Origin of the sequence: Sorangium sp. So ce1335, from assembly GCF_051521615.1 — a bacterium.
GTDB lineage: Bacteria > Myxococcota_A > Polyangia > Polyangiales > Polyangiaceae > Sorangium.
Genome location: NZ_CP150363.1, coordinates 3,809,779 through 3,832,097, shown reverse-complemented (window position 1 = coordinate 3,832,097; position 22,319 = coordinate 3,809,779). Strand labels below are relative to the sequence as shown.

Genomic DNA, 22,319 nt, shown 5'->3' with positions numbered 1-22,319 from the left:
CTTGCGCTGCCCCCCTGCTCCGCGTCTACTCTCTGCCCATGTTGCGGACCCGGTTTGCCGGGATGACGGATACCGGGCTCCTCCGGGACCACAATGAGGACAACCTCCTCGTCAGCGAGGAGTACCGTGTCGTGGCCGTGGCGGATGGCATGGGCGGACACCGCTCGGGCGATGTCGCGAGCCAGCTTGCTGTGAGCACCCTCTCGGACTTCCTGTCCGTGACGGTCGGGAGGGACGCGACGTGGCCGTTCCCTGCCGATCCGAACCTGACGGAGGAGGAGAACTACGTCGTCACCGGCCTGAGGCTGGCGAACCGGCGCATCTTCGATCGGTCGCTGAAGACGCTCGCGGACTTCGGCATGGGCACGACGATCGTGGCGGCGATGTTCTCCAAGGACGCCGAGCACGTGACGGTCGGCCACGTGGGCGACAGCCGCTGCTATCGCCTGCGCGACAGCCAGATCACGCAGCTCACGCGCGACCACTCGCTCGTCAGCGACGCGGCGCACATGGCGCCGTGGATGACCGAGGAGGAGGTCCGGCAGCTCCCGGCCAACGTCATCACGCGCGCGCTCGGCATCCGCGAGGACGTCCTCGTCGATCTCGTGACGGACGAGACGCGCCACGGCGACGTGTACCTGCTCTGCTCGGACGGCCTGTCCGGCCTCGTGAGCGACGATCAGATCCTCGAGCTCGTGATGTCCAGCGGCTCGCTGGACGCCGCCTGCAAGGCGCTCATCGACCGGGCGAACTACTTCGGCGGCACCGACAACATCACCGTCGTCCTCGCCCGCGTCGAGGAGGTCCCCGACGGCAAGCGCGCGTTCACCGACGAGCCCACGCAGGAGAGCCGCTAGCCCGCGTCGCCGGCGCCGGCCCCGGTCGCGCGGGGCCCTGCGCCGCGCGACGAACACCCCTCCCACGGGCCGGGCAGCCCGCCGCTCCGCCGCTCCGCCGGGTGGAGCCGGGGGCCGCCTACAGGACGAAGTGGTCCATGAGCTGGAGGACCTCCAGGTTCAGCCCCTTCAGCGCAGCGCACTCCCGCTCCACCTCGGCCTGGAAGACCGGCTTGATGTGGTAGAGCATCGTCGGCAGGTCCCTTGGCGCCCGGTACTTCTGGAGCTCGACGGCGAGCGTCTGGGGCGTGTGGTGGCCGCTCACCGTGGCGAGCCGCTGCTCCCGGTCGGGGAAGCTGACCTCCATGAGCAGCGCGCGGAGGTCCTGCTGCTGGTTCAGCACCTCCCAGAGCCGGTCCGTGGGCCCGGTGTCGCCGCTGTACGCGATGGATCCGCCGCTGCCCTCGATCACGAACGCCGACGCGTCGATCGTGTGCGTCACGTGGACCGCGCGCACCATCCGCCCGGCGACGGGCGTGGGGCGCTCCGGCTTGAGCTCGAGGTACTGGATGGTCGGCTGCGCGGGGGTCGGGATCACCGCGAAATCGGGCCACAGCACGTTGTTGAAGAAGTGCTTCTTGAGCGTCCGCAGCGTCTCGCGCGTGCCCGCGATGACGAGCGGCGGGCACCCGAGCTGGCAGCGGTTGTCGGCGATGGTGGCCAGGTCGCGGATGTGATCGAGGTGCGCGTGGCTCACGAGGCACGCCTCGATCCGCGCCTGCTCCTTCACCTCGAGCCCGCTCGTCAGCGAGCCCGCGTCGATCGCGAGGACGTCGTCGACGAGGAACGCGCACGTGCGATGCCTGGGGGTCTCGCCGCCGTGGCAGCCGATGACACGCAGCTCCACCGGGTCAGCTCTCTCCGCCGAGCTTCTGCGGCATCCTCAGGAGCTCGATGAAATCCCTGGATCGCCGCATGTCGGTCACCATGAACGCCGCCCCGGCGTGGGAATCGCCCCCGTGAAAGAGCACGTCGCCCGGCACGTACGCGCGGCCATGGCGGCAAATGACGATTCCGACATTGCCCGAGAGTCTAGCGCCGTGCGCGACCGCGGGTCAAAAACCCAGGCAAGAGCGCTCGGCCTCACAAAACGCGAGGGGCCCTCCAATGTGCTTTGGAGGACCCCTCGGCGCGCTGCACCGGCAGCGCGCGCGCTCGTCGACCGGCGCCGCCACCGCGGCGCGACGCCGGACCGAGCGCGCGCGGTCAGGCGATCAACCCATGTCGAAGTCGCCCATGCCGCCCATGCCGCCCATGCCGCCCATGCCGCCCATGCCGCCCATGCCGCCCATGCCGCCGGGGGCCCCGCCGGCCGCCGGCTTCTCCTTCTTGGGCTTGTCGGCGACGAGGGCCTCGGTCGTGAGCATCAGCCCCGAGACGCTGGCCGCGTTGGTGAGCGCGTGGCGCACGACCTTCGCCGGATCGATGACGCCGCCCGCGAGCAGGTCCTCGTACGTGTCCGTCGCGGCGTTGTAGCCGAACGTGGGCGCGCCCGAGCGGACCTTCTCCACGACCACCGTGCCGTCGATGCCCGCGTTCTGGGCGATCTGGCGGACCGGCGCCTCGATGGCGCGCCGCACGAGCCGCACGCCGGCGTCACGCTCGTCGTTGAACTTCAGCGAGTCGAGCGCGGAGGCCGCCCGGAGCAGGGCCACGCCGCCGCCGACGACGATGCCCTCCTCGACGGCCGCGCGGGTCGCGTGGAGCGCGTCCTCGACGCGCGCCTTCTTCTCCTTCATCTCCGTCTCGGTCGCCGCGCCGACCTTCACCACGGCGACGCCGCCGGCGAGCTTGGCGAGCCGCTCCTGGAGCTTCTCGCGATCGTAGTCGCTCGTCGTGTCCGCGATCTGCTTGCGGATCGCCTCGATGCGGCCCTTGATGGCGGTCTTGTCGCCCTGGCCGTCGACGATGACGGTGTTGTCCTTGTCGATCTCGACCCGCTTGGCGGTCCCGAGGTCGCGCACCGTGGCGCTCTCGAGCTTCTGCCCGAGGTCCTCCATGAACGCGGTCGCGCCGGTGAGGATGGCGATGTCCTTCAGCATCTCCTTGCGGCGATCGCCGAAGCCGGGCGCCTTCACGGCGGCGACCTTGATGGTGCCGCGCAGCTTGTTGACGACGAGCGTGGCGAGCGCCTCGCCCTCGACGTCCTCGGAGAGGATGAGCAGCTCGCGCCCCTGCTTCACGACCTGCTCGAGCAGCGGCAGGAGGTCGGCCATCGCCGAGATCTTCTTCTCGTGGACGAGGATGAGCGGGTTCGTGAGGACCGCCGTCATCTTCTCGGGGTCGGTCACGAAGTAGGGCGAGAGGTAGCCGCGGTCGAACTGCATGCCGTCGACGGTCTCGAGCTCCGTCGTCATGCGCTTGTTCTCCTCGACCGTGATCACGCCCTCCTTGCCGACCTTCTCCATGGCGTCGGCGAGGATCTGGCCGATCTCCTTGTCGCCGTTGGCGCTGACCGTGGCGACCTGGGCGATCTGGTCCTTGTCCTTCGTCGGCTTCGCGGCCTGCTGCACGGCCTCGATGACCTTCGCGACGGCGGCGTCGATGCCGCGCTTCAGGTCCATCGGGTTGTGGCCGGCCTCGACGAGCTTGAGGCCCTCGCCGAAGAGCGCCTGCGCCAGCACCGTCGCCGTCGTCGTGCCGTCGCCCGCCTTGTCGCTGGTCTTCGAGGCGACCTCGCGCACCATCTGGGCGCCCATGTTCTCGAGCTTCCCGGCGAGCTCGACCTCCTTGGCCACCGTCACGCCGTCCTTCGTGACGACCGGCGCGCCCCAGCTCTTCTCGATGACGACGTTCCGCCCCTTGGGGCCGAGGGTCACCTTGACCGCATCGGCGAGCGTGTTGACGCCCTTCAGGATCGCGGCACGCGCGCCGCGGCTAAAAACGATCTGCTTCGCAGCCATCTCTCAATCCCTTCGCGGCCGCGCGGCCGCATCTGCAACGCTTGCGTTCGGTTGCCCGGATCCGGATCAGGCGGACTCGGTCACGGCGAGCACGTCGTCCTCGCGGATGAGCACGTGCTCCTCGCCGTCGAGCTTCACCTCGGTGCCGCTGTACTTGCCGAACAGCACCTTGTCGCCGACCTTCACCTCGAGCGGGCGGACCTTGCCGTCCTTCAGGACCTTGCCGTTGCCCACGGCGACGACGCGGCCCTCGATCGGCTTCTCCTTCGCGGTGTCGGGGATGATGATGCCCCCCTTGGTCTTCGTCTCGCTCTCGACGCGCTTGACGACAATCCGATCCTGCAGCGGCCTGATTTTCATGGTGGCTCCTCGTCCTCGGCTGGGTTGACTGACCATCGGCTCACCGGAGGTCGCGCTCGCCCCCCACCGCTGGGGCCTTCCGCCCACGCGGCGAGAGCTAAGTGCCCGGGATCACAGTTGCTTGGCACTCTCCTAGGCCGGTGGCTAAAACCGCGCCGAAAGTAAATCAGGCTCCCGGCGCGTCAAGGGTGCGCGGCAGACGGTCACGACTTTTCGGCCGACACGGCACCCGGGGCGGGAAAACGGCATTTCGTGGAGGATCCCGGAGCTCGCGGGAACGACGTCGCGATCCGGGCGGCCGGCCGAGCGCGACGTCGGTGGCCAGCCGGGAGGATCCGCCGGGGGGATCCCCGGGACGGAACGCGCCGGGGCGGGCCGGCGCAAACCACAACGGGGTGGACGGCGCGGCGGTCGGTCGACGAAGGAGCGCAAAAATCTGCGGATTTTCGGCCCCCGAGAGCTTTCTTCGCCGCGTCCGATTTTGATCGCTTGACATGCCGGGCAGCCCGAGTAGATTCCGCGGCCCGTGGCGCTGATGCAGAGCGCTCACCCCTTGGGGGATCGTCTAACGGCAGGACGCAAGATTCTGGCTCTTGCTATCAAGGTTCGAATCCTTGTCCCCCAGCCAGGCCAATCAGCTATGCTGTAGGCCGTTCTCGACAGAACAAGGTCCCATCGTCTAGCGGTTAGGACATCGGCCTCTCACGCCGGTAACGCGGGTTCGATTCCCGCTGGGATCGCCACTCTTCTCTCCTCACCAGCCCTCCACCGTGCCGGTCGAACGAGGTTCGTCGGATCGAAAGATCCGATGAGCTCGGTCGGTTCGTCGGCGTCCCAGGCTGGTTCCATCGGCATCGCGGCGCGCCGTGTCGCCCCTTCGCGACAACCAGCGCCGCTGCCTCGTCCGACCAGCCGATCGCCAGTGCGGCGCGCCGAGCGCCGTGGGCGCATGGCGCCGGGCGCTTCAACGACGAGGCGAGCTCGCCGAGGAGGCGCGGCGCGCCCCGGAGCCGCGGCGGACCTGGCGGTGCTGACGAAGGGCGCGCGCGGCCCCGCGGCGCGGGCCGTCGTCGCACGGCACGTGCTCTTCCTGATGAAGTACGGCTTCGTCGAGGAGCGGACGGGATAGCCGGCATCGTTGGAGCCGCAAAGGCGCCGCTTTGCGGGAGCTGCGTTACCCTCGGCGCATGGCGGCGCAGGACGGGGACGAGCCCTTCGATGTCTTCGATCGCAATGGCAAGCCGCTCGGCTTCCGCAAGGCGCGCAGGCTCGTCCACCGCGACGGCGACTGGCACCGGAGCGTCCACGTGTGGGTGCTCCTCGAGCGGGAGGCCGACGCGCGGCGGGGCGACGCGGAGCCGTGGGTGCTCTTCCAGCAGCGCAGCCCGGAGAAGGACACGTGGCCCGGGGCCTTCGAGGTCGCCGTGTCGGGGCACTACCGCGCCGGCGAGGACCTCGCGGAGGCGCTGCGCGAGGCGGAGGAGGAGATCGGGCTGCCGCTCGCGCCGGGCGACGTGATCCGGCTCGGCATGCGCCGCAGCGTGGACGACCACGCGCCGGGCATCGTCGATCGCGAGCTGCAGGACGTGCTGCTCGCGACGACCCGCCGCACGCTCGCGGCGTTCCGTCCCCATCCGGAGGAGGTCACCGCGCTGCTGTCGCTCCCGCTCGGCGCGGCGCTGCGCCTCGTCCGGGGCGAGGCAGCGAGCGTGACCGGCCTCTTGCGGGACGCGCCGGACGCCGCGGGCGCGGTGAAGATCGCGCCGCGCGACGTGCGGCTCGACGAGTTCGTTGCCGCGCGCGACGGCTATCACGAGCGCGCGCTCGAGAGCATCCGCCGGCGCCTCGCGGGCGAGGCGCCGGCGCTGTGGTCGATCGGCTAGCGCCGCGGATCGGGCCTCCGCGACCGGATCGCCGGCGCGCGGAGCCGGGACATCGCTCGGCGGGCCGGCCGCCGATTCCGCGGAGCTCGGCAGGCGCCTCGCGCCCGTGCTGTCAGCCTGAGCCGCGGCGCGCCTCGGCGTGCCGCCGCGGCCGCTCCGGAGGGCCCGCCGTGGCGAGGAGGAACCCCTCGGCCCGGTGCGGGGCGAGGCCGCAGCGCGCGTTCATGCGCTTCGCGATCTCGTCGCCGGCCCTGACGAGCGCGTAGAACCACCGGATCCCGAAGCGCTCGTGCCCCTCCCGGAGCGCCGCGGCCTGGAGCGGCGCCCCGAGCCCGCGGCCGCGGAGGTCCTCGCGCAGGCAGGTGCAGATCGGCATGCCCGTCCACGAGGGCGCCTCGCCGACGTCGGAGATCCAGAGCGGCGGGGCGCCGAGCAGCCCGAGCTGCGAGAGCGCGTCGCGCCCGCCCTCGGCGGCGTCGGGCCGCGTCAGGACGAGCAGCGTCGTGCAGCCGACCAGCGCGCCCTGGCCGTCGCGCAGCGCCAGGGTCAACGAGCGCCCCTCGCCGCCGCGCAAGGTCCAGCCCGGGAGGGGCGCGTGGCCGCTCTCGGCCTGGAGCTCCTGGATCGCGCGGATCGCGTCGTCGTCCTCGTCCGGCGTCACCCGGGACAGGCGGAGGCCCGCCGGGAACGAGCGGAAGCGGCCGAGGCCCTGGACGGCGGCGCGCACCTCGCCGGCCGGGGCGCCCATCACCGAGAGCCCCTCGTCGACGGAGAGCCCCGCCTGGCGGAGCGCCGCGGCGAGCGCCGGGAGCTCCGGCCGCGGGGCGTGGAGGAGCACGCGCTCGAAGCAGCGCACGAGCGCCTCGCGCCGGTCCGGGGGCGTCCGCTGGGCGTGCAGCAAGAGGAGCGACCGACCGTCGGTCGTCATGCCGTCCTGCTCCGCGATCCAGCCGCGCGCGGCGTAGAGGATCCGCTGGGCCCGGTAATCCGCAGCCTCGCCGAAGCAGCCCGGTCCGTCCGCCGGAGCGGGGCTGCGCTGCTGCGGGGCGTCGTCGCGATCGAGGTCGAAGGCAAGCATCATGGCGGCATTCCTCCTGTCGAGAGGGAACGGCGGCTTCGACAAAAGCCACCACCCGGCGCGGGGCGCCCGCGCGCTGCGCCCGGGCGAACCCCTGCCGCGCCGCCCAGGGCCGCCGGCGAGACGGCCCGAGGCGGCGGTGCGTGAATGCGGGAGAGCTCCGCTCAGCAAGCGGCTGCTCGGCCCGCGTGACGAGACTTCAACTTATCCCTGCTCCGCTGCCGCGCAAGCGACGACATGCGATGATCCGGGCGGTGGACAGACGGTGGCAGCCGCGCTCACGCCTGCTTATAACTATCGATAATTATTATAAAATTTGACCAACACCCACCCTCGACGACAAGACACATCGCCGCGTGTCGGGGCCGGGATGTGGACATAGAACGTCCTAGCCTGGAGCGATGCGTGGAGCGACGCGTGGCCGCCCGGGGGTCGCGCGCGCCGGGGGCGGACCGGCGAGGCGCTCTGGACGGTGAGCTCCCTCGCGGTGAGCCTCGGCGGCTGCGGCGAGCCTCGGCGGTTGAGGACGATCGCGCGCCCTGGTAGGTTGGCGTCCAGTATTGCGCGATGACCACCGCACTTGTCACCGAACCCGACAGCGCCGCGCCCCCCACGCCACGGCCGTTCCTGAAGTGGGCCGGCGGCAAGGGCCAGCTCCTCCGGCAGTTCCAGCCGCTCCTGCCCACCTCGTTCGGGCGCTACTTCGAGCCGTTCGTGGGGGGAGCCGCGCTGTTCTTCTGCCTCCAGCCGAAGCGCGCGACGCTGACGGACGTCAACGCCGAGCTCATCGACTGCTACCGGGCGGTGCGCGACAGGGTCGAGGACGTCATCGCCGCGCTGGGCAGCCACGCCTATGACGAGGCGCACTATTACAGGGTTCGCGATCTCGACCCGAGAGCGCTCTCGCTGCCGGAGCGCGCGGCGCGGACCATCTTCTTGAACCGGACCGGCTTCAACGGGCTCTACCGCGTGAACAGCGCCGGCCGCTTCAACGTGCCTTTCGGCCGCTACGTGAACCCGTCGATCTGCAACCCGCCCCAGCTCCGGGCCTGCTCGGCGGCGCTGCAGGGCGTCGAGCTCGAGGTCCGCGACTTCGAGCGCGTGCTCGACCACGCCGAGGAGGGCGACTTCGTCTACCTGGACCCGCCGTACTCGCCCGTCTCGTCGACGGCGAACTTCACGTCCTACAGCGCGGGCGGCTTCAGCTTCCGCGACCAGGAGCGCCTCGCGGCGCTGTTCGCGGCGCTCGACGAGCGCGGCGTCAAGGTGATGCTCTCGAACTCCGATGTTCCCGAGATCCCGCCGCTCTACAAGCGGTTCAAGATCGACCGCGTCGCGGCGCTCCGGAGCATCAACGCGAAGAGCGACGCCAGGGGCCGCGTGGGAGAGATCGTGATCCGGAATTACGGGACCAGGCGGGGCCGCAGGGCCGCGCAGGCGGACAAGGCGGGCTGAGGCCCGCGCGCCCTCGGCAGCGGAGCGCGCCGCTCAGTCGACCGTCTTCGACTCGTGCTTCTCGGGATCGGGGGCCACGCACTCCTCGGCGTGGGCCATCGCGACCTCGATCTCCTCGTGGCTCTCGCGCGAGGTGAGCTTCTTTCCCGACGGATCGACGGCCTCCCACACGAAGCCGCGTTGCTCGCCGGGACGCTCCGGTATCCAGCGCACGCGCAGGGTCCAGCCGCGCATTTCGGCCTTGTAGCCGCCTTCCTCGTGATCTCGCTCCCATGCGGAGACGGTCGGGTGCTTCAGCATCGCGAGGTCTCCTGATCGGCGGGTCGCGAGGACAAAAGAACTGTTCCCGAATGGCCGCGCTCCCCCCCCGAGCAACGCCGCCGTCCGGGAACACGGGGAAGATAGCAGGCGCCTGGCGCGGGGCGATCAGGCAGGCGTGTGTTCCTCATGAGGATGCACCTTACTCCAGTCCCAGCGCGCGCCGAAAGGTCCTCGCCGCTCCGCTGGGCCGTCGGTGAGAGCGGCATGAACAGCGCTGGCGTCATCGCGGACGGGCGGCGCCGTCGGCGTGGGCCCTATGCTACGAAGTCCGCATGGGGGCAGGGATCCTCGTCTTTTTCGGGCTCGCGCTCGTCGCCTATCTCCTGGTCGCCCCCCTCGTGGCGTTCGTGTTCGCCGTCCGGGCCAACCGGCGCAATGAGGATCTCCTGCTCCGGATCCACGCCCTCGAGCACCGCGTGGCCGAGCTCTCCGGGCAGCGCGGCCGCGCCGGGCTGACCGCGCCGGCGCAGGGCCCGCGCAGCGCGGGCGCTCCGGAGCCGACGCTGGCAGCCAGGGCCGCGGTCACGCCCACAGCGGTCGCGCCCGCGGCGATGGCGCCAGCGGCGATGGCGCCAGCGGCGTTCGCGCCAGCGGCGTTCGCGCCTCCCCCGGCCGCCGTCGAGGCAGCCGTCGCGAGGCCCGCGAGCGCCGGCGACGCGCCGGGCGCGACCCCCATGCGGACCGCCAGCGTTGCGGACGCGCCGCCGGAGATCGCGCCCCCCGCGGCCGCCGGCGTCGCCGTTGCGCCGATGACGGTCCCGCCGACGGCGTCTGGGGCCGGCGAGACAGGCGCGCCTCCAGCCGCAGCGCCGGCCGCGTTCGCAGCCGGCGAGGGCGGCGTGCCCGCGGCGATCGCGCCGGCGGTGCTCTCCGCCCCGACGGGACCTCTCCCGGCGGGGGCGCTTCGCGAGGGCGCCCCCGGCGCCGGCGCCCCCGCGCGCCACGGCGCCCCGGAGAGCCCCTCCATCGAGGAGAGGCTCGGCCTCACGTGGCTCACGCGCGCGGGCGCGGCCACCTTCCTGCTCGGCGCGCTCTTCTTCTTCAAGTACGCCTCGGACAACGCCTGGATCGGCCCCACCGGGCGCGTCGCGATCGGCGCGGCGACGGGCGTCGCGCTCCTCGCGATCGCCGAGGCGATCCGCGGGCGAACGCAGCGCCGCTTCGTCCACGCGCTCCTCGGCCTCGGGCTCGCCGTGCTCGTCGCGTCGGTGTGGGCGAGCGCGGTGCTGTACGAGCTCATCCCGTTCTCGGCAGCGTTCGCGGCGGAGACGGTGCTGCTCCTTCTCGGCGCCGCGCTCGCGCTCCGCCACCGCGGCGAGGCGATCCTCACCCTGTCCCTGGTCGCGGGCTTCCTCAACCCCGTCGTGCTGTCGACCGGGCAGGACCGGCCGCTGCTGCTGTTCGGCTACCTCTTGCTCACGACGAGCGTCGTCCACGCGGTGGCGGCGAAGCTCGGCTTCCGCGTCGCGCCCTGGGTCGCGCTCGCGGGCCACGCGGCGCTGTTCTCGGGCTGGTACGACCGGTACTTCGACGCGAGCGCCGCCCCGGCCCTCGGCGGCGACGCGGGCGCGGCGCCCTGGCCCGACCCGCCGGCCGAGGCGCTGTCGGGCCCGTACTATCCGCTCGCCGCGCGCGCGGTGCCGCTCGCGTTCGTCGCGCTCGCCGCGTCGCAGGGCGTCCTGCGCGCGCTGTGGGCGCGCCGCGCGCTCGCCCGCAGCGCGGGCGCTGCCTCACCAGGCGGCGCCCGTGCTGCGGGCGCTGCCCCGCCCGGGGGCGCGGCGCCCGCAGGCGCCGCGACGGTCGGCAGCACCCCCGGCGCCGCGCCAGCGGACGCCGCCGCGCTCGGCGTCGCCGCGCTCGTGCTCGCGCACGCGGGCGCGGGCGCGCTGCTCCTCGACGCCCCGCGCGCGCTCGCCGCCGCCGCGATCGCGCTCGCCGTCGCGGCGACCGCCGCGCTGCGCGCGCTCGGCGCCGCCGCCTGGCTCCTCGGGCCGATGGGCGCCGGCTTCCTCGCCTTCGCCGCGGCGTTCGCGGACGCGCAGGCGCCGCACCGGACGACGCTGGTCGCCCTCGTCGCGGTCTGGACGATCGTCTACCTCGCGGGCTGGCTGCGCGGCGCCGGGCTCGAGCGCCGCCTCGACCGGAGGACGGCCGTCGAGTGCTCCGCGGGCGCGGCGCTCTTCACCTGCGCCGCGGGCATGCTGCTGGTCGGGGCCGAGCCGGCGCTCTTCGCGCTCGCCGTGGCAGGCGCCGCCGCCTTCGTGGCGTGGATGGCCGCGCGCGCCGAGCTCCCCGCCCTGCTCCTCGCCGGGGCGCTCGTCTCGGCCGGCGCGCTCGCGGCCGCGGCGCCCGGCGCGCTCGGGCCGGCCGAGGCGGACGCGGCGACAGCGGCGGCCGCGACGGCGACCGTGGACGCCGGCTTTCTCGGCGCCTCCGCGCTCGTCATGCTGGTGTTCCTCGGCGCCGCTGGCGCCTCGGCGCGGCGCCAGCTCGAGCCCGGCGCGCCGGCGCGCTTCTCCTGGTCTGCCGCGCTCGCCGCGAGCGTGGCGACGCTCGGGTTCGTCGCGGCCGCGCTCGCCGCGACGCCGGAGGACATGCCGACCCTCCGCGCGCTGCTCACCGCGACGGCCGGCGCCCTCGATCTCGCGCTCGGCGCGGCGCTCCTGCGCGCCGGCGCCGCGCCCGCCCGCGCCGGAGCGCCCCCCGCGGATCGCATCGCCCTGCTCCTCGGGCAGGCGCTCGCCCTCTTCGCCGCGGCCGTCGCCTTCGGGCTCGGCGGGGCGACGGTCACCGTGGTCTGGGGCATCCTCGCGGCGGTCGCGGCCGCGATCGCGGCGCGCACCGGCGAGCGCGCCTGGCTCGCCGTCACCCTGCTGCTCTTCCTCGCCGCCCTCACGCGGGCGTTCGCCGTCGATCGGGCCGCGACCGCGGCGCTCGTGACGACCTGGTTCGAGACGCGCGGGCGCGACGGCGCCATGGCCGCCCCCGTCCTGCTCAACGCGAGGACCTGGGCCTTCGCGGGCGTGAGCGCGGCCCTGCTCGCCGCGGGGCGGATGCTGTCGCGCGCGGCGCCCTCGCCCCGCGCGGCGACCGCGGGCGCGGCGCCCCAGGGGCCCGCGCTGCGCGCCGCGGGGCTCGCTGCGCTCGGCGCCGGCCATGCCCTGCTCCTCGCGACCGCGATCGTCGAGGTGCGGGGCGCGATCATCGAGCTCCCCCCCGCCCCCCCCGTCCCGCTCGACGAGGCGGAGTTCACCGAGCTCGTCGTGCAGCACCGCGCCGCCCTCGAGGCGCAGCAGGGCAGCCTCGCGATGGCGACGACCCTCGTGCTCGCCCTCGCGGCGATCGCGCTGCTCACGGCGGGGTTCGCCGCGCGCGACGCCTTCCACCGCTACGCCGGCCTCGCCCTGTTCGCCGTCACGATCGCGAAGCTCGTGGCCTGGGACGTCTGGCACGTCGAGCGCATCTACCAGATCGCGCTCTTCACCGGCGTGGGCGCGCTGCTCGTCGGCGGGGGCTTCCTCTACGCCCGCTTCGGCCGGCGGCTCGTGACGCTGCTGCGCGCCGGCCCGAGGGGCGCGGCCGGGCTGCTCGCGCTGCTCGCGGCGACGGGCCTCGCCCAGACCGCCGCGGCGCTGCCGCCCGCCGCCGCGCAGACCGCCCCGACGCCGCCGCCCGCCGCCGCGCAGACCGCCCCGGCGCTGCCGATCGAGGAGCTCGCGCTCGTCCGGCCCATCGAGGGCGTCGACGCCGCCGGCGACCACCGCGTCGACGTCGATCTCGATCTCTACCGCGAGAGCCGCGCCGAGGAGCTGCTCGCCGACGTCCGCATCGCCGGGCCCGACGGCGCCGAGGTGCCGTACGTGATCCGCGAGGCTGGCGCCGCGCCGTCCTCCGGGCGGATCGCCGCCACGATGCTCGACCCGGGCGTCGACGCCGCCGGCGTGGCGCACGCGACCTGGGCCCTCGACGCGCCCGGAACGCGCCACTGCCGGCTCGAGCTCAGCGTGCTCGGCAGCAGCTTCCTCCGCGAGGCGCGGGTCGACACCGGCGCGGACACGAGATCGCTCACCGAGGTGGCGCGCGGCGCCCACGTGTACCGGATCCCGCAGGGGTCGGAGACCGTCGAGCACCTCGCGGTCGCCTACCCCCTCTCCCGCGCCGCCCTGGTCCGCGTGCGCCTCGTCCCCGAGGGCGCCCCGGCGCGCGGCGCGGCCGGGGACGTCCGGATCACGGGCGGCGCCGTCTCGTGCGATCCGCCGGACAGCGCCGCGAGGACGGCGCTCGTGCCGCTCGCGATCGTCGAGACGCTGCGGGACAGCGACGCGAAGATCAGCCTCGTCACCCTCGACGCGGGCGCCGACGGCGCGCCGCTGGAGGCCGTGCTCCTCGACGTCGCCACGCCGGAGTTCAGCCGCCGGATCGAGGTCGCCTCCACCACCTACCGCGCGGTCTGGCCCACCGTGGGCAGCGGCCTCGTCTATCGCATCCGTCCCCGGGGCGAGGCCGGGGTGGCGCTCGCGCGGACGACGATCCCGCTGAGCCCCACCCGCAAGCGGTTCCTCCGCCTCACGATCCGCGACGGCGACTCGGCGCCGCTCTCCCTCTCGGGCGCGCAAGGCGAAGTGCGGGCCCGCGAGATCGTGTTCCGCGCCGCCCAGCCGGGTCCGCACCGGCTCTACGTCGGCGACGCGCTCGGCGCGCGCCCCCGCTACGACCTCTCGGACATCCTCGAGCGCGGCGAGCGCGAGCACCCCCCGACCCCTGCGCGGCTCGGCGCCGCGCAGGCAAACCCCGCGTTCGGCGCCGCCCGGGGCGCGCGCGACCTGCCGTTCACCGAGCGGCACCGCGCGCCCATCGGGGCCGCGCTGGCCGTCGGGCTGGTGGCGCTCTCGCTGTGGGCCGCGCGGCTCCTGCGGGGCGCGGCGCCGCCCGACGGATCTGCGCCGCCGCCGGGGGGACCGACAGGCACGGCGCCGCGCGCCTGATCGCCCCGCGGCGACGCCCGCGACTCCGGTGCTCACGATTCCGGATTTCATGGCAAGGAGTGTATTGCCGCACGATACAATGCGGCCATGCTGCTCCCTTCCCTGGAGAACCTCGCCTGCTTCGAGGCCGCGGCGCGGACGCTGAACTTCCGGACGGCGGCGCGCGCCGTCGCGCTCAGCCCCGCGGCGTTCGGCCAGCGGATCAAGCAGATCGAGGAGCAGGTGGGCGCGCCGCTGTTCGAGCGAACGACCCGCCGGGTGCAGCTCACGCCGCTCGGGCTCGCCATGCTGCCGCGCGCCCGGCAGTGCCTGGCGATGGCCGAGGACTGCCTCCGCAGCGCGATGAGCCCGGCGCCCGCGCCCGTCGAGCTGACGCTCGGCACGCGCTTCGAGCTCGGGATGTCCTGGCTCGTCCCGCAGCTCGGCAAGCTGACGCGGCGGCGCCCGGAGGTGACGCTCCACCTCTACTTCGGCGCCTCGGACGATCTGCTGCGGCGCCTCCACGACCGCAGCGTCGATTGCGTCGTCACGAGCGCCCGCTGGAGCGCGGCGAGCCTCGCCGCGGAGACGCTGCACGAGGAGCGCTACGCGTTCGTGGCCTCCCCGAAGCTGCTCCAGCGCGAGGAGTTCTCCCGCCCGGAGCACGCCGCGCGGCACTGCCTGCTCGACATCGACGCGACGATGCCGCTGTTCCGGTACCTCGCCGACCCGATGGGCGGCGTCGGCCGCTTCGCGTTCGCCCGCCACCGCTGGGTGGGGCTCGGCGCCGCCATGAAGACGCTTGTGCTCGCCGGGGAGGGGGTGGCCGTGCTGCCGCTCCACATGGTCGCGGCCGACCTCCGCAGCGGCAAGCTGAAGCGGCTGCTCCGGTCCGCGGTCCTCGCGCGCGACAGCTTCCGCCTCGTCTACCGGCGCGACGACCCGCGGGGCGCGCTCTACGCGAAGCTCGCCGAGTCGCTGCGCGCCGCGCCGATCCAGTGACGCGCGCCGGGCTTCGCGTGGCGTAGACTCGCGGCGAGGACCCATGAGCGAGCTCCCCCACGGCGACGCGTGCTGCCGCAGGACGCCGATCACGGCGCAGGACATCAACGGCGGAGCGGACCCGGGCCGCCGCGCTCCGTTCGTCATCACGGCGCCCGGCCAGTACGCCCTCGTGGAGGACGTCGACTGGGTGGCGAGCGACGCGGACGCGCGGGCGATCACGATCGCGAGCGACGACGTGACGCTCGACCTGTGCGGGAGGACGCTGCGGCAGGTCAACCACCCGGCGCCGAGGACCGTGGCCGCGCCGGGCGCGAGGCCGTGCCGGGGCGAGGTCGTCTCCGGGAACGTCGGCGTCTACGCCGAGGGGCGGCGGCGGATCGCCATCAAGAACGGCAGCGTGCTCGGGATCCAGGGGGTCGGGATCGTCGCCAGGGACTGCCGCCAGGTGGACCTGCGCGATCTCTCGGTGATGCGGTGCGGCGGCGACGGGGTGATCGACACGAGCTTCCTGTGCCGCAACGGCGGGATCTTCGTGATGGGCACGCAGGACGCGAGCAACAACGTCGCGTTCGCGTCCGACATCCGGATGACCAACTGCGTGTGCTCGGAGAACACGAGCCAGCTCGACGCGGTGGTGACGCTGGGGGCGCTCGTCCTGTTCTGCGACAACGTGGAGGTGAAGCGCTGCGTGTTCAACCACAACGCGAACACGAGCGCCCAGCCGAGCGGCGTGCAGTTCAACGTCGTCGGCGTCGACTTCGTCATCTGCCGCAACGTGCTCGTCGAGGACTGCGAGGCGCACGACAACACGTCGGGCGGGGAGCCGGCCGGCTTCTTCGCGTGGGGGGAGAACTACAAGTTCCTGCGCTGCCGGGCGAACCGGAATTACACGCTCACGGGCAACCGCGCGTGCGGATTCAACATCTCGACGACGAACAACCTCGAGATGATCGCGTGCGAGGCGGACGGGAACTACAACGCGAACCCGGCCGCTTCCGCCGATGGGGTCAGGGATTTCTCCGCGCTCGGGTTCCGCGTCGGTCGGGCGGTCGTTCGGGCCGTGATCGAGGACTGCCGCGCGATCGGCAACCACAGCGTGGGCGCGAACGCGCCGGCCGGCGGCTTCGCGCTGCACTCGACCCGCCAGGTGGTGCTGCGGCGGTGCGCGGCGGTCGGGAACAGGAACGCGAGCGGGACCGCCGAGGACGACGGGCTCGCGGCCGGCTTCGTCGCGTCGGCGCCGCTCGCGGATCCGGAGGGCGGCGCGGTGGGGGGCGAGGAAAACGCGTTCATCGAGTGCATCGCCGACGGCAACACGGTCCACCGGGCCCCCCTGTTCGTGCAGCCGCCGGCCCCGTCGGTCGACGCCGGCCCGTCGCGCGGCGATCCGCGCAAGGGCGCGGGGTTCTTGCTCGATGGCCAGAGGGACGCGCGGATCATCGGGTGCCAGGCCGCGAACAACGACGGAAAAGGCATCTGGCTGAGGGGCTGCGCGCGCGCGCTCGTCGAGGGCAACACGCTGTCGAGGAACACGCTGTACGGCGTCCAGAACGAGGCCCCCGCCGGGCTGAGCGCCTTCGTGGGGAACCGGGCGCACCTGAACGGCACGCGCCACCGCCACAACTACGTCGGCCTGCCGCCCGGGACGCCGGTGCGCAAGTGGACGCTGGGCGCCCGTCCCCTCCGCGGCTCGTCGGAGGGGATCGACAACCTCAGCATCCGGCTGCCCTGACCGTCAGCGGCCGCTGTCCTGTCCCTGCTCGATGCGCGCCCGGACGGCGACGATGGCGCGCGCCGAGCCGTCGAGGTTCTCCGCGTTGAGCAGGCTCTTCGGCAGCGGCAGCTTCGGCCGGAGGAAGATGTCGAGCGACAGGCGCGTCGTGTCGTCGTCGATCTTCTCCAGCCGCCAGGTGGCCTGGAGGTCCTGCACGTTGCCGGAGACGAAGCGGGACGAGTAGGTCTCCACGCCGTCCGCCGCCGCTGCCGCCTTCTGGATCTCGAGGCGCGCCCACAGGGTGACCGCGCCGTGCAGGGCCGAGACTTCCATGTACACGTCCCACCCGCCCGACGGCGTACGCCCGAGCACGCGGCACTTCTTGTAGTGCGGCATGAACTCCGGATAGCGCTCGAACGAGAGCACCGTGGCGCGCACGCGCTCGATGGGGGCCTTGACGACGGCCGTCGACCGCCCGCGCGAGAAGCCGGTGCTGCCGATCGGGACTGCCACGCTCGTGACCCCTGCCCTGTCGGCCGCCGGCTGCGCGCGCTCGGCCCCGAGGTCGTCGCCCGCCGCGGCCAGGACGACATCCTGGCCATCGCGCTGCGGCGCCGCGAGGCGCGGTGAGTCCAGGTGGTTCCCCCATTCCCCCGCGCTGCACCCGAGGCCCGCGACAGCGAGCCATCCGGAGATCACGGGCCGAATCAGGGTGCGAGGAGCGATTGCGGTCGAGCGAGGTGTCCCCATGGCCGCCGAGCTTGCCAGCAACGTGCCGGCCGCAACCGCGCCCCCCTGATCCCGCGCAACACATCCCCGCTCAGGCCGCGCCCCACCCCATCACCGCGGACGGATCAACCGCCCCGCGCATACGCACACACCCGAGCGATGACCCATGAACTCCAGGGCCCCTGTGTTCCCCCGGTCCGTCGACCCGTCCCCCGATTCTCCCCTCTTCTCGCGCCCATCTCCCGATTCCGGCCAACCCCCGCCGGGGCGCACCCGTATCCGAAGCGGGTGAGCCCCTGAAACACCGATCACGTTGAGCGAGCGAGGAATGAACCGCCAAGACGCCAAGGACGCCAAGAAGAAGAGAGAGATGATTTCTTGGCGTCCTTGGCGCCTTGGCGGTTCGAAATTCTGCTCGTTTCGGGCGGGTTCAACCCGTTGATGGCTCTAAGAGGGCTCTCCGGAGAGATAGGCTGTCAGGCTGGGGATCGGGACGCCCGTGGGGCGGCCGAACTGCCAGTCCACCGACTCGACCCCGACGCCGCCGATGTCGAGGTGGATGAACGGCAGCGTGCCCCCCTTGAGCCCCGAGGCGATGTCCAGGAACGCGAAGGGGAACTGGTGGCCGCGCGGCGTGTTCACCGAGGCGAGGCGGTTCGAGGAGACAACATCCTCGGCGCACGATCGGGGCGCGACGAACGCGTAGTCCTCGCGCCGCGGCCGCACGCGCTCCATCGGCTCGCCCCAGCGCTCCGCCAGGACGTCGAGCCGGTCGAGCTCGGGCCGGGCGGCGGCGTTGCAGATCGCGCCCGTGTAGGGCCCGTGGGCGCGGTAGACGTGCCCCGTCAGCGTCGCGACCGAGAACAGGATCGGATCGGCGGCGCCGCTCATCGCGAGCTCCCGCGCGAGCGCGAGCAGGTCGGCCTGGATGAGGCGCCCCTCGGCGTCGGTGTTGCCGATCCGCACGCGCACGCCGGCGCGGCTGCGGATGATCTCGTCGCTCACGTACGACTCCTCGCCGATGCTGTTGCGCACGAGGCCGAGCAGCCCGACGATGCGCACGCCCTCCAGGCCGAGCGCCGCGGCCGCGCGCACGAGCCCGGCGACCGCGCCGGCGCCGCCCTTGTCGCGCGACATCCCGGCCATGTTGCCGTCCGTCTTCAGATCGACGCCGCCGGTGTCGTACGTGACGCCCTTGCCCGCGAGCAGCACCGTGCGCCGGATCTCCCCGCGAGGCCGGTAGTCGAGCCGCACGACGCACGGCCGGTGGCGCTCGACGACCCGCGACGCCCGCGAGACCGCGCTGATGAGCGGGTAGTCGTCGACGTTGCGCTCGATCTTCACGAGCACGCCCGTCCTGGCGAACGCCGCCTCGCACATCTCGGCGACGCGGCGGGGCGCCATCCGCTCCGGCTCGGTGCCCGTGATGTCGCGGCAGAGCGCGCGGCCGACCTCGATGGCCGCGAGCTCGCGGGCGCGCGCCTCCGGCAGCCCGAGCACCGCGACCGACTCGGCCGTGCGCGGCGCCATCTCCGCCTCGCGCGCCTCGAGCGGCGTCCACTGGCTCCCGAGCGCAGCGAGCGCCCCCACCTCGATCGCCCGCGCGAACCGCGGCCCCGACGGCGCGCGCACGACGAGCAGCGGCCGGCTCGCCCCCGCCTCCACCGCCCGCGCGAAGCCGGCCGAGGCCGCCTCCGCCACGGAGCGGACGTCATCGACGTCCTCCGAGAGCGCCCCCATCGGCGCGAGCACGAGCCGCCCGCCGGGCACCCCGGGCGCCGGCAGGACGAGGGGAGCGCACCTGCCCTCCAGCGCGCAGTCCGCCCGCACGGCCGCCTCGACGAGCGAGCCCACCGCGGGCCCGAGCCCGCCCGCGTGCTTCGCGATCGGCGAGGGCGCGACGAGGACGACAGCATCGCAGGCCGCGGTCGCCGAGTTCGCCTCGGCCAGGGCGTTGGCGGGCAGCCCCGCCAGGGAGGTGACATGGACCATGGCAGCGGATGATGTCACAGGGGGCCGCATTTTTGCAGCATCCGTCGCCGCGGCCGCCGCACCGACATCTCCCCCGGTGAGCGGCCCGGCGGCGCCGCCGGACGCCGCGCGCCGCCTCGCACGATGCGACGAGGGCCGCGCCCGCGCGCGTCCGCCCCGGCGGTCACCGCGCCGCGCGCGGGCGAGCTGGGCGGCGCGGGCGGCGCGGCGATCGAGAAAGAGGGCGCCTCAGGAGAACAGCACGACGCTGCGGATCGACTCGCCCGCGTGCATGAGGTCGAGGGAACGGTTGATGTCGTCGAGCGGCATCGTGTGGGTGATGAGCTCGTCGATCTTGATCTTCCCCTCCATGTACCAGTCGACGATCCTGGGGACGTCCGTGCGCCCGCGGGCGCCGCCGAACGCGGTGCCCTTCCAGACGCGCCCGGTGACGAGCTGGAAGGGGCGCGTGGAGATCTCCTCGCCCGCCCCGGCGACGCCGATGATGATGCTCGTCCCCCAGCCCTTGTGGCAGCACTCGAGCGCCTGGCGCATCACCTTGACGCTGCCGATGCACTCGAAGCTGAAGTCGGCGCCGCCGCGGGTGAGATCGACGAGGTAAGGCACGAGATCCCCCTCCACCTCGTTCGGATTGACGAAGTGGGTCATCCCGAATTTCTCGGCCAGCTCGCGGCGCTTCGGGTTGATGTCGACGCCGACGATGAGATCGGCGCCCGCCATCCGCGCGCCCTGGATCACGTTCAGCCCGATGCCGCCGAGGCCGAAGACAACCACGTTGTCCCCCGGCCTCACCTGCGCGGTGTTGATCACCGCGCCGATACCCGTCGTCACGCCGCAGCCGATATAGCAGACCTTGTCGAACGGCGCGTCCTCGCGGATCTTCGCGACGGCGATCTCGGGCAGGACGGTGAAGCTCGAGAACGTCGAGGTGCCCATGTAATGGTGAATTCGCTCCTTGCCGATCGAGAAGCGGCTCGTTCCGTCCGGCATGAGCCCGCGCCCCTGCGTGGTGCGGATCGCCTGGCAGAGGTTTGTCTTTCCGCTCGTGCAGTAAGAGCACTGCCGGCACTCGGGCGTGTAGAGGGGGATGACGTGATCGCCTTTCTTGAGGCTCCTCACGGACGGACCGACATCGACGACGACGCCGGCGCCCTCGTGCCCGAGGATCGCGGGGAACAGGCCCTCCGGGTCCTTGCCCGAGAGGGTGTAAGCGTCGGTGTGACAGACGCCGGTGGCCTTGATCTCGATGAGCACCTCGCCTTCGCGAGGGCCCTCCACCTCGACGTCCTCGACCGTGAGCTTCTCGCCGGCCTTGTGGGCCACGGCTGCGCGCGCTTTCATGATCGGTGGTTCTCCTCCCGCGAGCGGGCGTTCGGGGGCCTGAGCGGCCCGAGCACCTCCCATAGCCGGCCGGGGAAGCAGGTTTCAAGGGGAACACGGGCAGCGCCGGCGCGCGCGTGGCGCGGTCAGCCCGGGCCGCCCGCGCGGCGACGCCACGCTCCGACGGCGCCCGCCCGGCGGCCGCTGGCGGCCGCCCCGGCTGCGCCGTGCGCGGGTCGCTCCCACTCCACCACACAGACAGCGTGCGCTCGTCGTGGGGCAGATAACCTGTATTGCGCAATGCCATTGCGATCGGCCCGCGCGCGGGGCGCCACGCCGCGAGCGGCGCGCCACGTCGCAAAAGGTGCTCCCGGTCAGCGCGGTAATGAATCCGGATGGCGCCCGTGAACGGGCGCGCGTACCATCGCACCATTCTCATCATGAACACGCCTCGACATGCACGCGCGCTCGGTCGCAGCCTTCTCCTCACAGCAGCCTTCCTGGCGCTCGGCGCCTGCCGCGTGACCGGCTCGATCGACGGCGCGGCGGCCGGCGATCAGGGCGGCGGCGGAGGCGGCGCGTCGCCAAAGGACGAGCACGGAGTCCAGGGCAGCGATGAAGGCGACCAGGCCGGCCAGGGCGGCGGCGATGAGGAGGCCGGCACCGTCGCGTGTGTCGATGAGTGCCCCGCGAACGGCGGGGGCATCACGGTCGGCTGCAAGAAGCGCTTCCTCTTCGGAATGAACTATGCGTGGCACAACTTCGCCGGTGATTTCGGCGGCATCGCGGCGTGGGACAAGCGCGGCGTCACGGCCGAGGCGGACACGCACGCGAGGAACCTCGCCGACATGCGGGCGCACGGCGCGAGCGTCGCGCGGTGGTGGATGCTGCCGGAGATCCGGGGCGAGAGCGTCGTCTTCGACGCGAACGGCGACCCGGCGGGCCTCGGCGAGACGACGCGGAGCGACGTCCAGAAGGCCCTCGAGCTCGCCGATCAGGCGGACATCAACCTCATGTTCTGCCTCTTCTCGTTCGACAACTTCCACCCGGGCCGGGTCGACGGGGACGTGAAGACCGTGGGCCTCACCCCCCTCGTGACGGACGCGGCGCGGCGCGCCGCGCTGATAGAGAACGTCGTCAGGCCGATCGCCCAGGCGGTCGAGCAGAGCCCGTACCGGCACCGGATGGTCGCCTGGGACGTGATCAACGAGCCCGAGCTGGCCATCACCGGCCAGAGCCCGTACGGAGACCCCGAGTACACGCCGGACCCCTCCGTGGAGCCGATCGCGCACGAGCAGATGGAGGCCTTCCTCCGCGACACGATCCAGGCGCTGCGCGCGGAGAGCCAGGCGCTCATCACGATCGGCTCGGCCTCGATGAAGTGGAAGAAGGCGTGGTCGACCACGGACATCGATTTTTACACGTTCCACATGAACGACCGGGTCAACCGGTACTGGCCTTACAACCAGTCGCCCAGGGACTACGGCATCACCGACAAGCCGGTCGTCATGAGCGATTTTCCCACCGCCGGCCTGGCGACGGCCGATGTCTCGAAGCTCCTGGAGAGCTGGTACAGCCAGGGATACGCCGGCGCGATCAGCTGGGCCTACACGGACGCGGTGCCGGGCGAGCTCGCGTCGATGAAGGCCTTCGTCGACGGGAAGGGCTGCGACGTGCGCTACTGATCCGCCGGCCGCCG

The 22,319-nt window shown here is 73.0% G+C and carries 15 protein-coding genes and 2 tRNA genes; 9 read left to right on the top strand and 8 right to left on the bottom strand.

The window, feature by feature from the left end; all coding sequences use genetic code 11:
- Positions 1-38 precede the first annotated feature (38 nt).
- Positions 39-857 (top strand): PP2C family protein-serine/threonine phosphatase, encoded by an 819-nt coding sequence (locus tag WMF24_RS14265; RefSeq protein ID WP_437736942.1) that lies wholly within the window; start codon positions 39-41, stop codon positions 855-857.
- A 118-nt stretch (positions 858-975) separates the two neighbouring features.
- Here WMF24_RS14265 and WMF24_RS14260 read toward each other — a convergent pair whose 3' ends face one another.
- The 3 genes from WMF24_RS14260 to groES all read right to left on the bottom strand — a co-directional run bounded on the left by WMF24_RS14260 (position 976) and on the right by groES (position 4,159).
- A complete protein-coding gene (locus tag WMF24_RS14260; RefSeq protein ID WP_437736941.1) occupies positions 976-1,743 on the bottom strand; it encodes an MBL fold metallo-hydrolase in 768 nt (255 codons plus the stop codon).
- Positions 1,744-2,110: 367 nt separating this feature from the next.
- Positions 2,111-3,799, bottom strand: coding sequence for a chaperonin GroEL (groL, locus tag WMF24_RS14255; protein ID WP_437736940.1), 1,689 nt, complete (start codon positions 3,797-3,799; stop codon positions 2,111-2,113).
- Between the two features lie 66 nt (positions 3,800-3,865).
- Entirely contained in the window at positions 3,866-4,159 is a 294-nt protein-coding gene (gene groES / locus WMF24_RS14250; RefSeq protein WP_436610686.1) for a co-chaperone GroES, read from the bottom strand.
- 554 nt (positions 4,160-4,713) lie between these two features.
- Here groES and WMF24_RS14245 point away from each other — a divergent pair.
- The 3 genes from WMF24_RS14245 to WMF24_RS14235 all read left to right on the top strand — a co-directional run bounded on the left by WMF24_RS14245 (position 4,714) and on the right by WMF24_RS14235 (position 6,042).
- Positions 4,714-4,787, top strand: a tRNA-Gln gene (locus tag WMF24_RS14245).
- A gap of 40 nt (positions 4,788-4,827) precedes the next feature.
- Positions 4,828-4,902, top strand: a tRNA-Glu gene (locus WMF24_RS14240).
- Between the two features lie 444 nt (positions 4,903-5,346).
- Positions 5,347-6,042 carry an NUDIX hydrolase gene (locus WMF24_RS14235; protein ID WP_437736939.1) on the top strand — a complete coding sequence of 232 codons (696 nt, stop codon included), beginning with the start codon at positions 5,347-5,349 and terminating at the stop codon, positions 6,040-6,042.
- Positions 6,043-6,154: 112 nt separating this feature from the next.
- Here WMF24_RS14235 and WMF24_RS14230 read toward each other — a convergent pair whose 3' ends face one another.
- Positions 6,155-7,123: a hypothetical protein gene (locus tag WMF24_RS14230; protein WP_437736938.1), complete on the bottom strand. Its 969-nt coding sequence runs from the start codon at positions 7,121-7,123 to the stop codon at positions 6,155-6,157.
- A gap of 564 nt (positions 7,124-7,687) precedes the next feature.
- On the opposite strand from WMF24_RS14230, the gene WMF24_RS14225 reads away from it, so the two are divergent.
- Positions 7,688-8,575 carry a DNA adenine methylase gene (locus WMF24_RS14225; protein ID WP_437736937.1) on the top strand — a complete coding sequence of 296 codons (888 nt, stop codon included), beginning with the start codon at positions 7,688-7,690 and terminating at the stop codon, positions 8,573-8,575.
- Positions 8,576-8,608: 33 nt separating this feature from the next.
- Here the strand turns inward: WMF24_RS14225 and WMF24_RS14220 are convergent, their stop codons facing one another.
- Positions 8,609-8,875 carry a hypothetical protein gene (locus tag WMF24_RS14220; RefSeq protein WP_437736936.1) on the bottom strand — a complete coding sequence of 89 codons (267 nt, stop codon included), beginning with the start codon at positions 8,873-8,875 and terminating at the stop codon, positions 8,609-8,611.
- Between the two features lie 293 nt (positions 8,876-9,168).
- Between WMF24_RS14220 and WMF24_RS14215 the strand changes: the two genes are divergently transcribed.
- The 3 genes from WMF24_RS14215 to WMF24_RS14205 all read left to right on the top strand — a co-directional run bounded on the left by WMF24_RS14215 (position 9,169) and on the right by WMF24_RS14205 (position 16,597).
- Positions 9,169-13,881, top strand: a complete 4,713-nt coding sequence (locus WMF24_RS14215) for a DUF2339 domain-containing protein (RefSeq protein ID WP_437736935.1) — start codon at positions 9,169-9,171, stop codon at positions 13,879-13,881.
- An 87-nt stretch (positions 13,882-13,968) separates the two neighbouring features.
- Positions 13,969-14,862, top strand: coding sequence for a LysR family transcriptional regulator (locus WMF24_RS14210; protein WP_437736934.1), 894 nt, complete (start codon positions 13,969-13,971; stop codon positions 14,860-14,862).
- Between the two features lie 43 nt (positions 14,863-14,905).
- Complete coding sequence (locus tag WMF24_RS14205) at positions 14,906-16,597, top strand: right-handed parallel beta-helix repeat-containing protein (RefSeq protein ID WP_437736933.1); 1,692 nt, start codon at positions 14,906-14,908, stop codon at positions 16,595-16,597.
- A 3-nt stretch (positions 16,598-16,600) separates the two neighbouring features.
- On the opposite strand, the gene WMF24_RS14200 is transcribed toward WMF24_RS14205, so the two are convergent.
- From WMF24_RS14200 to WMF24_RS14190, 3 genes are all read right to left on the bottom strand, one after another.
- A complete protein-coding gene (locus WMF24_RS14200; RefSeq protein ID WP_437736932.1) occupies positions 16,601-17,278 on the bottom strand; it encodes a type II toxin-antitoxin system RatA family toxin in 678 nt (225 codons plus the stop codon).
- A 477-nt stretch (positions 17,279-17,755) separates the two neighbouring features.
- Complete coding sequence (locus WMF24_RS14195) at positions 17,756-19,300, bottom strand: aminopeptidase (RefSeq protein ID WP_437736931.1); 1,545 nt, start codon at positions 19,298-19,300, stop codon at positions 17,756-17,758.
- Between the two features lie 228 nt (positions 19,301-19,528).
- Positions 19,529-20,641 (bottom strand): S-(hydroxymethyl)glutathione dehydrogenase/class III alcohol dehydrogenase, encoded by a 1,113-nt coding sequence (locus WMF24_RS14190; RefSeq protein WP_437736930.1) that lies wholly within the window; start codon positions 20,639-20,641, stop codon positions 19,529-19,531.
- 419 nt (positions 20,642-21,060) lie between these two features.
- Between WMF24_RS14190 and WMF24_RS14185 the strand changes: the two genes are divergently transcribed.
- Complete coding sequence (locus WMF24_RS14185) at positions 21,061-22,305, top strand: hypothetical protein (RefSeq protein ID WP_437736929.1); 1,245 nt, start codon at positions 21,061-21,063, stop codon at positions 22,303-22,305.
- The last annotated feature ends 14 nt before the right edge of the window (positions 22,306-22,319 follow it).

Coding starts and splice junctions, on each gene's coding strand:
- WMF24_RS14205 (WP_437736933.1), top strand. CDS start 14,906: ATGAGCGAGCTCCCCCACGGCGACGCGTGCTGCCGCAGGACGCCGATC.
- WMF24_RS14190 (WP_437736930.1), bottom strand. CDS start 20,641: ATGAAAGCGCGCGCAGCCGTGGCCCACAAGGCCGGCGAGAAGCTCACG.
- groL (WP_437736940.1), bottom strand. CDS start 3,799: ATGGCTGCGAAGCAGATCGTTTTTAGCCGCGGCGCGCGTGCCGCGATC.
- WMF24_RS14230 (WP_437736938.1), bottom strand. CDS start 7,123: ATGATGCTTGCCTTCGACCTCGATCGCGACGACGCCCCGCAGCAGCGC.
- WMF24_RS14210 (WP_437736934.1), top strand. CDS start 13,969: ATGCTGCTCCCTTCCCTGGAGAACCTCGCCTGCTTCGAGGCCGCGGCG.
- groES (WP_436610686.1), bottom strand. CDS start 4,159: ATGAAAATCAGGCCGCTGCAGGATCGGATTGTCGTCAAGCGCGTCGAG.
- WMF24_RS14195 (WP_437736931.1), bottom strand. CDS start 19,300: ATGGTCCATGTCACCTCCCTGGCGGGGCTGCCCGCCAACGCCCTGGCC.
- WMF24_RS14215 (WP_437736935.1), top strand. CDS start 9,169: ATGGGGGCAGGGATCCTCGTCTTTTTCGGGCTCGCGCTCGTCGCCTAT.
- WMF24_RS14185 (WP_437736929.1), top strand. CDS start 21,061: ATGAACACGCCTCGACATGCACGCGCGCTCGGTCGCAGCCTTCTCCTC.
- WMF24_RS14265 (WP_437736942.1), top strand. CDS start 39: ATGTTGCGGACCCGGTTTGCCGGGATGACGGATACCGGGCTCCTCCGG.
- WMF24_RS14220 (WP_437736936.1), bottom strand. CDS start 8,875: ATGCTGAAGCACCCGACCGTCTCCGCATGGGAGCGAGATCACGAGGAA.
- WMF24_RS14235 (WP_437736939.1), top strand. CDS start 5,347: ATGGCGGCGCAGGACGGGGACGAGCCCTTCGATGTCTTCGATCGCAAT.
- WMF24_RS14225 (WP_437736937.1), top strand. CDS start 7,688: ATGACCACCGCACTTGTCACCGAACCCGACAGCGCCGCGCCCCCCACG.